Source organism: Binatus sp. (SeqCode) (genome assembly GCF_050013435.1).
GTDB lineage: Bacteria > Desulfobacterota > Binatia > Binatales > Binataceae > Binatus.
Genome location: NZ_JBEKFG010000102.1, coordinates 1 through 10,491, shown reverse-complemented (window position 1 = coordinate 10,491; position 10,491 = coordinate 1). Strand labels below are relative to the sequence as shown.

14 protein-coding genes are annotated in these 10,491 nt (G+C 61.7%); 10 read left to right on the top strand and 4 right to left on the bottom strand.

Annotated elements, in window-relative coordinates; all coding sequences use genetic code 11:
* Positions 1 to 143 precede the first annotated feature (143 nt).
* Both ABSB13_RS15705 and ABSB13_RS15700 read left to right on the top strand, forming a co-directional pair.
* Positions 144 to 506: a phage holin family protein gene (locus ABSB13_RS15705; RefSeq protein WP_428110190.1), complete on the top strand. Its 363-nt coding sequence runs from the start codon at positions 144 to 146 to the stop codon at positions 504 to 506.
* 4 nt (positions 507 to 510) lie between these two features.
* The gene (locus ABSB13_RS15700) at positions 511 to 735 is read left to right on the top strand and encodes a hypothetical protein (RefSeq protein WP_428110188.1); all 225 of its coding nucleotides are present in this window, start codon (positions 511 to 513) and stop codon (positions 733 to 735) included.
* Here ABSB13_RS15700 and ABSB13_RS15695 read toward each other — a convergent pair.
* On the bottom strand, positions 730 to 1,524 hold the full coding sequence (locus ABSB13_RS15695; protein ID WP_428110187.1) for an enoyl-CoA hydratase/isomerase family protein: 795 nt from the start codon (positions 1,522 to 1,524) through the stop codon (positions 730 to 732). The two genes, ABSB13_RS15700 and ABSB13_RS15695, sit on opposite strands and share 6 nt — an antisense overlap.
* A gap of 276 nt (positions 1,525 to 1,800) precedes the next feature.
* Between ABSB13_RS15695 and ABSB13_RS15690 the strand changes: the two genes are divergently transcribed.
* From ABSB13_RS15690 to ABSB13_RS15670, 5 genes are all read left to right on the top strand, one after another.
* Complete coding sequence (locus tag ABSB13_RS15690; RefSeq protein ID WP_428110186.1) at positions 1,801 to 3,003, top strand: CaiB/BaiF CoA transferase family protein; 1,203 nt, start codon at positions 1,801 to 1,803, stop codon at positions 3,001 to 3,003.
* A gap of 134 nt (positions 3,004 to 3,137) precedes the next feature.
* Positions 3,138 to 3,779: a TlpA family protein disulfide reductase gene (locus ABSB13_RS15685; protein WP_428110184.1), complete on the top strand. Its 642-nt coding sequence runs from the start codon at positions 3,138 to 3,140 to the stop codon at positions 3,777 to 3,779.
* A 606-nt stretch (positions 3,780 to 4,385) separates the two neighbouring features.
* Complete coding sequence (locus ABSB13_RS15680; protein WP_428110183.1) at positions 4,386 to 4,631, top strand: BolA family protein; 246 nt, start codon at positions 4,386 to 4,388, stop codon at positions 4,629 to 4,631.
* A 9-nt stretch (positions 4,632 to 4,640) separates the two neighbouring features.
* Complete coding sequence (grxD, locus tag ABSB13_RS15675; RefSeq protein ID WP_428110181.1) at positions 4,641 to 4,973, top strand: Grx4 family monothiol glutaredoxin; 333 nt, start codon at positions 4,641 to 4,643, stop codon at positions 4,971 to 4,973.
* A 309-nt stretch (positions 4,974 to 5,282) separates the two neighbouring features.
* The gene (locus tag ABSB13_RS15670; protein WP_428110180.1) at positions 5,283 to 6,020 is read left to right on the top strand and encodes a hypothetical protein; all 738 of its coding nucleotides are present in this window, start codon (positions 5,283 to 5,285) and stop codon (positions 6,018 to 6,020) included.
* A gap of 34 nt (positions 6,021 to 6,054) precedes the next feature.
* Here the strand turns inward: ABSB13_RS15670 and ABSB13_RS15665 are convergent, their stop codons facing one another.
* Positions 6,055 to 7,500 (bottom strand): APC family permease, encoded by a 1,446-nt coding sequence (locus tag ABSB13_RS15665; protein WP_428110178.1) that lies wholly within the window; start codon positions 7,498 to 7,500, stop codon positions 6,055 to 6,057.
* 140 nt (positions 7,501 to 7,640) lie between these two features.
* Between ABSB13_RS15665 and ABSB13_RS15660 the strand changes: the two genes are divergently transcribed.
* The gene (locus tag ABSB13_RS15660; protein ID WP_428110177.1) at positions 7,641 to 8,195 is read left to right on the top strand and encodes a hypothetical protein; all 555 of its coding nucleotides are present in this window, start codon (positions 7,641 to 7,643) and stop codon (positions 8,193 to 8,195) included.
* A 200-nt stretch (positions 8,196 to 8,395) separates the two neighbouring features.
* On the opposite strand, the gene ABSB13_RS15655 is transcribed toward ABSB13_RS15660, so the two are convergent.
* Entirely contained in the window at positions 8,396 to 8,653 is a 258-nt protein-coding gene (locus ABSB13_RS15655) for a hypothetical protein (RefSeq protein WP_428110175.1), read from the bottom strand.
* A 193-nt stretch (positions 8,654 to 8,846) separates the two neighbouring features.
* Here ABSB13_RS15655 and ABSB13_RS15650 point away from each other — a divergent pair, with 193 nt between their 5' ends.
* The gene (locus ABSB13_RS15650; RefSeq protein ID WP_428110174.1) at positions 8,847 to 9,077 is read left to right on the top strand and encodes a hypothetical protein; all 231 of its coding nucleotides are present in this window, start codon (positions 8,847 to 8,849) and stop codon (positions 9,075 to 9,077) included.
* 50 nt (positions 9,078 to 9,127) lie between these two features.
* Positions 9,128 to 9,658 (top strand): RidA family protein, encoded by a 531-nt coding sequence (locus ABSB13_RS15645; RefSeq protein ID WP_428110173.1) that lies wholly within the window; start codon positions 9,128 to 9,130, stop codon positions 9,656 to 9,658.
* A gap of 20 nt (positions 9,659 to 9,678) precedes the next feature.
* On the opposite strand, the gene ABSB13_RS15640 is transcribed toward ABSB13_RS15645, so the two are convergent.
* The coding region (locus ABSB13_RS15640; protein ID WP_428110171.1) for an NADH-quinone oxidoreductase subunit N at positions 9,679 to 10,491 on the bottom strand (813 nt) is incomplete at its 5' end.

Sequence of the window (10,491 nt, the reverse complement as noted above, 5' to 3'; positions counted from 1 at the left end):
TGGGCTTTCTGTTCGGCTCGATCGTCAACAACCGCGGCGCGGGTCCGGTCGTGATCGCCGCATTGCTCGGCTGGGCAATCTCCAAACACGAGCCAAACGACCAGAGTTGAAGCGTCGCGAACCCGCGATGCACGGCTGATCCTATGTCAGAGAAACAACCTAACACCGCCAACGGCGCCCCGGAGACCTTCCAGGATTGGCCGACGCTGGTGAGCAGGGCGGTGGACGACGTAACGCGCATCCTTCAGTCCGAGGTCCACATGCTCCAGACCAGCGTGGGCGCGGCACTGGAGACGCAAATAGCCAATGCAATAGCTACTCTAACAGTGACCGCAGTGATGTTTTGCGGCGCGGTATGTATTGTTTGCGCTGCGATATTGCTGCTTCATGAATGGCTACCGCTGTGGCAGGCGTTCGGAATCGCGGGCGTCGCCATCCTGCTAATCGGGATCGCGATTCACGCAATCAAGAGGCCTCCGGCGGCGCTCAAATCCGCGGGATTATAGACAAATGAAGCCAATCGTAATCGTCGGTGTGATTATCGCCCTGCTCGGAGTGTTGGGCCTCGCGATACCCCGGTTCACGACCAATGAGACCACGAACGTCGTCTCACTTGGCGACTTGAAGATTCAGGCCAACGAGCCGACTTCGCACAGCGTGCCGCCAATTGTCAGCGGCGCGGCGATCATCGTCGGCCTGGTACTGGCCGGCGCTGGCCTCTATCAGAAATCATGACGGCTTGAACGACCAGGGCACCGGTTTCTTATCAAAAAAGGACTCGAGCCCCGAACGGGTTTCGTCGCTGATGTGGGGCGCTGCGGTGTATTCGGTCATGCTCATGGCTATCGCCTGACCGGAGAATTTACACATCAATGACTTGGTAGTAGCTTCCGCTTTCGGCGCATTCATCGCGATCGCATCTGCCCATGCAAGCGCGGAGTCCATCAGCTGTCCAGGGGGCACGACCTTATTAATCAGTCCGAGAACCATCGCCTGATCGGCGGTCACCAGTTCGCCGGTGAGCAGCAGATATCTCGCGACGCGTTCGCCCACCAATCGCATCAGATGCAGGATTACCATCCCCGCCTGAATCCCATGCTTCATTTCGGTGTAGCCAATTCTTGCGTTATCGGCGGCGACGGCCAAATCGCAGGCACTCAGGAAGCCGGCGCCGTTGCCAACCGCGATTCCATTGACGGCGGCTATGGAAGGCTTGCCCAGGCGATATACGCGCTCGATCAACGCCTCGCCGCGAAGTGCGCCCTCCCAGACCTTTCCGGAATCGTCGATGCGTAGCTGGTCGAGGATTGTGCGCAGCTCGCCGAGGTCCATCCCGGCTGAAAATGCGGACCCGGTACCGGTGAAGACCAGCGCGCGCACGCGCCGATCCTCTTCGGCGCGCGCAATCGCGGCCATCAGACCGTCGATCATCGCGGAACTCATGGCGTTGCGATGGTCCGGGTTGTTGAGCGTGATTATCGCGGCCGGGTATCGAGTTTCGTACAAAACGATTTCATTCGCCATGTTCTTGATCCTTTGTCGCCCGCCTTTAATTAAATCGATCGATGAAAGACTAGTGGCCGGTAACAGCTAAATCAAAAGGCAGACTGCCGGCCGTGGTTCGATCGCCCCGGGACGGCCCGGTTTTCGCCTTCGGAACTTTAGTTGAAAAGATTCTCTCGGTTGATTGAGTCGGCTACGATGCGTCGAGCACGGCCGCACGGGAAACCGCCGCTCGACTCAGAGCATAGCTTTAGCATTCAGCGAGACCCGGCAGGCCTTGCGCAAGGATAACCATCGATGATCGATCAAAAGCCGCTGCGCGGTGTCCGCGTGCTGGACCTGACGCGCGTGTTGGCCGGTCCGTTCTGCACAATGAATCTGGCGGACCTCGGCGCCGAGGTAATCAAAATTGAGATGCCGGGCAGCGGCGACGACTCGCGTAGCTTTGCGCCGATGATGCCGTCGGGCGACTCGGCCTACTTCTACAGCGTCAATCGCGGCAAGCGCAGCGTCACGCTCGACTTGCGGTTCGAAGAGGGCGCCGCGATCTTTATCGAGCTGGCGGCAAAATCGGATATAGTTGTCGAAAATTTCTCGCCGGGCACGATGGATCGTTTCAAGCTCGGCTATTCGCAACTCAAAGCCGCCAATCCGAAAATAATTTTGTGCTCGATCTCGGGTTTCGGACAGACCGGGCCGATGACTTCCGCGCCCGCCTATGACATCGTCGCGCAGGCGCTCGGCGGCACCATGAGTATCACCGGCAATCCGGGCGGCGCGCCGGTCCGATGCGGCGTGTCGGTTGGCGATCTGGGGGCGGCGCTGTATGGCGTGATTGCGATCATGTCGGCGTTGCGGGTGCGCGATCGTGACGGGGTCGGCAATCACCTCGATATCGCGATGCTCGATTGCCAGGTGGCGATGCTCGAGGACGCGCTGGCGCGCTACTCGGTGTCGGGCAAGATTCCGGAGCGGCTCGGCACGCGGCATCCGTCGATCACGCCGTTTCAACAGTTTCGCGCCGCCGACGACTACTTTGTGATGGGCGCGGGCAACGAGGCGATCTGGCTGCGCTTTTGCGACGTGATCGCGATGCCGCAACTTAAAGACGATCCGCGATTTCTGACCAACTTCGATCGCACCGCGCACCATGCCGAGCTCGAGACGCTCCTGGCGCGCATCTTCGCGACCAGGCCGCGCGAGCATTGGCTGCGCCTGCTCGCCGACGCGTCGGTCCCGTGCGCTCCAATCTCCAACGTCGAGGAGGTCACCCGCGACCCGCATCTGGCGGCGCGCAACATGATCCTGCATGCGGACCATCCGGATTTTCACGGCCTGATCGTGCCCGGCTCGCCGCTCAAGAGCGTCGGCGTTGGCGACGCCGATATCCCCTCGACTCGCGCGGCGGGGCTGGGCGAGAGCACCGACGAGGTGCTGGCAAGCGTGCTGGGCTACGACTCCAACCGGCTGTCAGAACTGCGCCGGCGTAGTATCATATAGGGCTTATTTAACGATCGGCGGCCGCGCGGACGGCGCCGGCCGCGAAAGGAGAACCGCGTGCGCGAAGTAGCGCTCGGAGTGGCGACGATGTGTATCGGGAGCGGCCAGGGTATCGCGACGGTAATCGAGCAGGTATGACCGGCAGGCAAAAAGTACTGCGCGCGCTCGGCGTAGCAATCGCGCTGACGCTGATCGTGGCGTCATTCGTCAACTTCACGACGCGCGAAAAGCCCGCGCCGCTGCTGCGGCTCGACACGCCGCAAGCGAACTCGTCGCCGGTGGATGAGGGCCTGGATTTCAGCGCGCCCGGCCTCGACGGCAAACAAATCGACCTCAGCCATTACCGGGGCCATCCGGTGATCGTCGATTTCTGGGCGACCTGGTGCGGGCCGTGCCGCAAGCAGATTCCCGAACTGGTCGCGCTCTACAAGAAGTACAACAAGTCGCGCGGTCTGGTGGTAATCGGGGTCTCATGCGACCTGATCCAGGGCGAAGGGCTGCCCGCGGTCGCACCGTTTGTCAAAGAGTTCCGGATCGATTATCCAATCGCGCTGGCCGACGAGCGGCTGGTCGATGATATGGGAGTCGAGGCGATACCCACGACACTGTTCCTCGGACCCGACGGCAAGATAGTTTCGCGAATAGTAGGCGCAGGCCATCCAGGCGAGATCACCGCAAACGCAAAACAACTGCTCGACGGCGTCAAGGGTCACGGCTCGCCAGGCAAGCCCGAGGACAGCAGCGGCCACGTCGTGAACATTTCGGTCGTACGTTAATCCTGGCCTGCCGTGCCAACGGGTCGACGGGATAAGGAAGAATCACCTGCGCGGTGGGCGGCAGGGGCTGACCCCTGCACCCAATGCTAGTCGAAAAATCCGCAGGGTGCGTCTTTTTCTCCCACGGCCGAGAGCGAGAGACGCGCCGCGCGGATCTCGCTCACGCGCGAGAAACCGAGAGAAAAAGGAGCTTCGGCGCACTTTTCGATTGATACTGCCGCTGCAGGAGAGATGTGCCTAACTAACGCCGGACGCCGGAGCCTCCGTCGAGATTCTTCGCTACAGCAGCTTTCGCTCAGAATGACACGAGCGCCGCTTGTTTTTTTTCCGTCATCCTGAGCGCAGCGAAGGATCTCGCGCGCCAGCGCGTATCGCTTCAGCACCAATACCCAGTTATTCACAGCTCTCCTGCAGGGCTGACCCCCGCCATCGTGTAGTCGCGAAAAGATGCGCTGCGCAGATTTTCGCGTCTTCTCACTGCGGGTGCAGGGGTCACCCCTGCCGCCCACCGCGCAGGTGATTCTTCCTTCATGCCGCCGCCACGGCGGGCGCGGCCGCTGCTGGTGGATTCACGAGCGGGATGCGGGCTAAGATGCCGACTCTGTGATGGACCCGAAGGAAATCGAGGCGATGATTGCGCGGGGAATTCCTGACGCGCGGGTCGAGGTGCGCGACTACACTGGCGGCGGAGATCATTTCGAGGCGCTGGTGGTGAGCCCAAGTTTCGAGGGCAAGGGTCTAATCGAGCGGCATCAACTGGTCTATCAGGCGCTGGGCGACGCGATGCGCGTGCAGGTGCATGCGCTCACGCTCAAGACGTTGACGCCGGCGCAGTATCAGAACCGGAGGTAGAGAAATCGAATGGCGGACATAATCGAAAAAATCGAATCGGCAGTCAAAGAAAACAAGGTCATGATTTTCATGAAGGGCAACCGCAGCTTGCCGCAATGCGGTTTCTCGGCGGCGACGGTCGCTATTTTCGAGCAGTTGGGCGTGCCGTTCGCGACCGCCGACGTGCTCAGCGATCCCGAACTGCGCGACGCGATCAAGCGTTACAGCAACTGGCCGACGATTCCGCAGGTTTTTATCGACGGCAAGTTCGTCGGCGGCTGCGATATTATTCGCGAGCTGCACGAGACCGGCGAGCTCGAGCCGATGGTGAAGGCGGCGTTCGGGGCAACGGCGCATCAGTAGAGCTGCCACGCACGGTTGGCATTATGGGGTAGCCCGGCGCGTCGGACCCGCCCGCCATCATAATGTCACGGCGGGATGGATTGGAATTGTCAACATATTCGCATTGTCCGGATGGTTTGGCGCAAAGTGAATTTTCGCCAGCCATATTGACTTTGCACGCACCTGTTGTAGCTTTCATATCTAAAGAGTCGTCAATTTTGGCTTGCGCGATGCGCTGACTGATGGTTGGGGATATTGCTAGCGGCTTTTTCACTTTTTCATTTTTTCAATGGTTCCGGGAAGATTTGGTAACCAAGCCAGGGTGATCTGATGCCTGTATGCAGGCAATGCGGCAAAGATAACGCGGAGGGCATGGCATTCTGCGGATACTGTGCGGCTCCGCTGGCGAGGCCGGCGGTTAATCCCGTATCGCCACCGCCGAAGCCGAGCGGCAATCCCGGCAGTTCGCCCCCGCTACGCGGATTGTCGCCGCAGCCCAAACCGTTCAAGCCGGAAATGCGCTCGCCGGTGATCCACACGCCGGGACCGCCGCCGCCAAGCAACGGCGGCGAGGAAAAAGCCAAGGGCGGATTCCAGTGGATCCCGTGGAGCGAAACTTCACGCGCTCAGAGGGCGGGACGAGCGATCGCCGCGGGAATCGTGTTGCTTCTGATCCTTTTTCTCGCTCGTGGGATGTTGCGCGGCCTCGGTGGTGCGAAGGGCGGTGCGACGGGCGGATCGAGTGCAGACGGGTTTTCGGCTCAAACTTCCGGCGTTCCGGTTACCGAAGGCGACCGCAGGGACGGAATCGAATCGCTATGCAAGGTATTTCAAATCTATGGGTTGCCGAAGAACGACCACGATGCGGCTGAAGCGGCGCACAACGCGGCTGAATTGTTCAAACTCGCCGGCAATCAGTCGCCCGAGCGCAGCACGTACATCCTGACCACGATTGCGCACGAGTTCCGCAGCGGCAAGCTGTCGGGAGAGGACTGCGCCCAGGCGGGTGCGCCGATCGCCACGACGCAGAACAGCACCGATGATTCGACTCCCGGCGCCACCCGGTGAGCATGTGCCCCCAGCCCCTGCGCGGGGATGAGGCTTATCGAATTGCGCGGGAGCGGGCGGTCGTCCAGTAATAGATCGGCACGCCGCTCAGCGCGATCAGCAATCCCGGCCAGGTGAAGCGCGGCTTCATAATCAACAAATCGACCATCAAGGCCGAGGCCGCGACGGCGTAGAGCGCCGGCACCAGCGGATAGCCCCACGCGCGGTACGGACGGATAGCGCCCGGGAACCGCCGGCGCAGCACGAACACGGCCGACACCGTCAGCACGTAAAACATCAACTGCGCGAAGATCACGTAATCCAGCAGTTCGGAATAAGTGCCTGACAAGGTTAGAACCGACGCCCAAATCCCCTGCATCACCAGCGCGACGGCGGGCACGCTGGCGCGGTTGAGACGTCCGGCGGCGGCGAAAAAGACCCGGTCCCGGGACATCGCGTAAATCACGCGCGCACCCGTCAGGATCAGGCCGTTGGCGCATCCAAAGCCGGAGATCATCACCAGGATTGCGGTGATCTTCGCGCCCGCGCCGCCCCACACGACTTGCATCGCCGCGGCTGCCACACGATCGCTGGACGCGTGCGCGATTCCGCGCCCTACTACACTCGCTGCGGCCGCATTTCCCGAGGCGGGCAGCTCACAGAGGTAGGCAACGTTGGTGAGGATATAGAGCGCAATCACCACGCCGGTTCCAAAGGCAAGCGCCAGAGGAAGATCGCGCCTGGGATTGCGGACCTCGGCCGCCGCGAAGGTGACGCTCGCCCATGCGTCGGCTGAAAAGAGCGCACCTACCATCGCGGCGCCGAATACGCCCGCGCCGGCTATCGACATGGAACCGGTGCCGAGGAATGCGGTCGAGCTGCCGAAATTGGCGCGCAGCGCGACCGGATTCGGCGCGATCAGGCATCCAACCACGACTATCAGGCATAGCGAGAGAATTTTGGCTGTGGTGAAGGAGTTCTGCAGCCACTTGCCCATATTGAGGCCGCGCAGATTGGCCGCGGTCAGGACCGCGATCACGACGATCGCGCCCGCGCGCTCGCCCGACAGTCCGGCGCCGCCTGCGCCAATCCAGAGGTTCGAGCCGAGCACCGGCCACATGACGCCCGCAAATCGTGCAAACGCAACTGCGACGGCCGCAATCGTGCCGGTCTGGATGACGAGCAGCAGCGTCCATCCGAACATGAACGCCCACATTCCGCCGTAGGCCTCGCGCAGATAGACGTATTGCCCGCCCGCCTGCGGCATCATCGCGGCGAGTTCGCCATACGCCAGCGCACCCGCAATCGTCATCACGCCCGCCACCAGCCAGACCATCAACAGCGCGGCGGGACTGCCGACCTGACGGGTGATATCCGCGGAAACGATGAAGATGCCCGAGCCGATCATCGAGCCGGCCACCAAGGTCACGGAGTCGAAGAGCGAAAGACCCGGCTTCAAGTGCTCGGAGGAAGGGGCAGGCTCGGGTGCGGTAGTCGCCATCGCGAACGCATCGTAGCACTAGCGTCGTGTGGAAAAACCAGCCCGGAGAAATTCAGCTTTGAGTCCTCGTTGATCTTATTTGCAAACAGGACTTAGCTGGAACTGGTTCCAGGAAAACGCTTTGCAACGGGAGGCGACGGATGCCGACAAAGAAAAAGACCGCGAAACGGAAGAAGGCTGTGAATCCCGCGCTCAGGCAACTCGAGCAGCTGCGCAAGACCGCCAGGATGCTGCGGGTCAAGCTCGAACGCGAGACCAGGGCGCGAAAAATCGAAGCCCGCATCAAGAGCGAGGCGCAAAAGGCCCGCACGATGCTGGCATCGCAGATTGCGGCGCTGCGCGAGCAGGGACGCAAGCTCGGCAAGGACCTGAAGTCGGCGCTGGGCGACGCCAGCAAGCGCGACGCGGCCCGTCAGCAGGCGATTGCCAAAATTTCGGAGCTCAGGGCGGCGTACACGAAGAAGTCTGCGCAGCTGAGGTCAGAGTTGTCGCGGACGACCGCGGAGTTGGCGCGCAAATCGGAGGAACTGAGGAAGCTTGCGGGAGAATCAGCGCATCGCGCGGTCGAGATAATTCGCGGCGAAGAGCATCACGCGGCGCCCGAAGCGGGTGCGAGTCCGGAACCGCACAAAGAAGCCCCGCCGGTAGAAACTGCGGGCAGCGGATATGAGAAGGAGCCCGACGAAGAGCAATAGATCGCGGGAGTCGGCCGCGATGCTGCGGGCAGACTGAGAGTTTATTTGCCGGAATGATGCGGGGCGAGACTCAAGCTCGGACCCGATAGGGTCCGAGTCGGGGATTCGGCGGGTTCCTCGCCAGGAGCGCCGGTCAGCGAGTCTCCCGCGCGCCGACGGCTCTAGACGGCGCGCGGGAACCCGCCAGGAAACAAAGTGAATTACGGCGCGGCCGGGCTGGCTGCGGCACTCGCGGCCTCGCTGGCCACGGCACTGGCTGCGGCGCTGCCTGCGGCGCTGGCCTCGCTGGACGCGGCGGCAGACGCGGCAGCCTCGGGGGCTGCGGGAGCCGTCTCCTCGGGTTTGTTGCAAGCCGTGGCGAAGAACATCGAAACTAGTGCCAGAAGCAGGATCTTTCGCATCGCTTTCTCCTTGGTTGCTCGGTGCTCACTTGAACGCAGAAACTCGAAACGCGCCAAGAATACGATAGGCGCCGCGTAACTTCAAGCGCGCGTCGCGCGTCGCATCTAACCGCCTGCCGGGGCGAATCGCAGGGGCCGGAGGCCAAGATATTTTTTGACTATTTCGTAGGCATCTGTATGATTCGATCATTGTTTGGCGATCTTCATTTGGTGCTTTAGATTTTAGGGGTGGATGAGGTGGAGGTAAGCGGTGCAAGAACGGCGCGTTATTCTCGCGGGCATCGGGCTCGCAAATCGGCACAATTCTCGAATCATCGAGCATGAACTCGACATGGTGCGAAGCGCGGAGCGTCCGGTCGCGGGTATGCGCCCGCTCACGCGAATTCTTAACTGGCTGATGCCCTCAGGACGGCTGGTAGGTCCGCCGATGCGTTCGGTGGCGCGGGAACTTGAAGAGGCCTATCCCGGCCGCGAGAGCTGAGCACATAGTCGGGGCTGCATCCTGCTTCGCAGGTGGGGAGGGAGATTACGATGAGCGCGATCTCGCGAATCTCGACCAATACGCCGTGGGAGCCGATCGTTGGCTATTCGCGGCTGGTGAGGGCCGGCGACCTGGTCGCCGTCTCGGGCACCACGGCGACCGACGAGCGTGGACTGATCGTCGGCGCGGGACAGATGTACGTGCAGGCCCGCCAGGCACTGGACAATATTCGTGTGGCGCTCGAACGCGCGGGGCTCGCGATGCATCACGTCATTCGCACGCGGATGTTCGTCACCGACATGGAACGTTTTGCGGAAGCGGCGCGCGCGCACAAGGAATTCTTCGCTGACTCGCCTCCTGCGTCGACGGTCGTTGAAGTGCGCCGGCTGGCAAATCCCGACATGATGATCGAGATCGAAGCCGATGCGTACGCAGGCACCGCGAATAGCCAAACGGCCGGCAGCGTTGTCGCCGCGACGGCGCCGAAGCCGGGAGCGCAAGTCAAGCCGAAGACGGCGACGAAGCCGCCGATGAAATCCGCAAAGAAGCCCGCTTCGAAGAAGCCCTCGCGCCGCAAGTAACAGCGCTCGAAAGACCCGGGCTATGGTTCGAGCGCGGCGGAGCGGACTCCCGCAGCGCCGCTGGCGGAATAAAATGCGTTGGTGGCGGACGCGATATACGGCTGCGGATAAACCCCAATCAAGATCGTAGCGAGCGCCGCCAGTCCGATTGCCGCCACCAGCGCAGGCCGCGCACTGAGGCGCTCAACTTCGACACCGCCCTCCTGCATATACATCGCGACCAGTACATAAAAATAGTAATAGGCAGAGATTACACTATTGAGTACAGCAACTATTACCAGTCCCACGTATCCCTGATGCAGCGCCTCGCTGAAGATGTAGAACTTGCCAACGAAGCCGGCCAGCGGAGGAACCCCGGCCAGCGACAACAGAAAGATAGCCATTGCGCCGGCCAGCAACGGCTGGCGCGCCGCCAGGCCGCGGAAGTCACTAATCTGATTACCTACTTCACCCCGCCGTTCGAGCGCGATTACTACTGAGAACGCGCCGAGGTTTGTGAATGCATAGCCGAGAAGATAGTAAAGAATCGCGGGCCCCGATCGCACTCCCGCCGCCATGCCAAGCAACAGATAGCCCGCGTGCGCAATCGCCGAGTATGCAAGCATCCGCTTGATATTGGTCTGGACGACGGCAATCAGATTTCCGCCCGTCATCGTCAACGCCGCAACGACCCACAGCACCGTCTGCCACTGCGCGCCGACGGACACAAAATCGACCATGAAGACGCGAATAAAGGCGGCGAACGCGGCGAGCTTCACGCCCACCGCCATGAAGGCGGTCACCGGAGTCGGCGCGCCCTCATAAACGTCCGGCGCCCACATATGAAATGGCAC

Bases quoted from the DNA above. Each gene is read 5' to 3' on its own strand.
- ABSB13_RS15705 (WP_428110190.1), top strand. From the start codon at position 144: ATGTCAGAGAAACAACCTAACACCGCCAACGGCGCCCCGGAGACCTTC.
- ABSB13_RS15700 (WP_428110188.1), top strand. From the start codon at position 511: ATGAAGCCAATCGTAATCGTCGGTGTGATTATCGCCCTGCTCGGAGTG.
- ABSB13_RS15695 (WP_428110187.1), bottom strand. From the start codon at position 1,524: ATGGCGAATGAAATCGTTTTGTACGAAACTCGATACCCGGCCGCGATA.
- ABSB13_RS15690 (WP_428110186.1), top strand. From the start codon at position 1,801: ATGATCGATCAAAAGCCGCTGCGCGGTGTCCGCGTGCTGGACCTGACG.
- ABSB13_RS15685 (WP_428110184.1), top strand. From the start codon at position 3,138: ATGACCGGCAGGCAAAAAGTACTGCGCGCGCTCGGCGTAGCAATCGCG.
- ABSB13_RS15680 (WP_428110183.1), top strand. From the start codon at position 4,386: ATGGACCCGAAGGAAATCGAGGCGATGATTGCGCGGGGAATTCCTGAC.
- grxD (WP_428110181.1), top strand. From the start codon at position 4,641: ATGGCGGACATAATCGAAAAAATCGAATCGGCAGTCAAAGAAAACAAG.
- ABSB13_RS15670 (WP_428110180.1), top strand. From the start codon at position 5,283: ATGCCTGTATGCAGGCAATGCGGCAAAGATAACGCGGAGGGCATGGCA.
- ABSB13_RS15665 (WP_428110178.1), bottom strand. From the start codon at position 7,500: ATGGCGACTACCGCACCCGAGCCTGCCCCTTCCTCCGAGCACTTGAAG.
- ABSB13_RS15660 (WP_428110177.1), top strand. From the start codon at position 7,641: ATGCCGACAAAGAAAAAGACCGCGAAACGGAAGAAGGCTGTGAATCCC.
- ABSB13_RS15645 (WP_428110173.1), top strand. From the start codon at position 9,128: ATGAGCGCGATCTCGCGAATCTCGACCAATACGCCGTGGGAGCCGATC.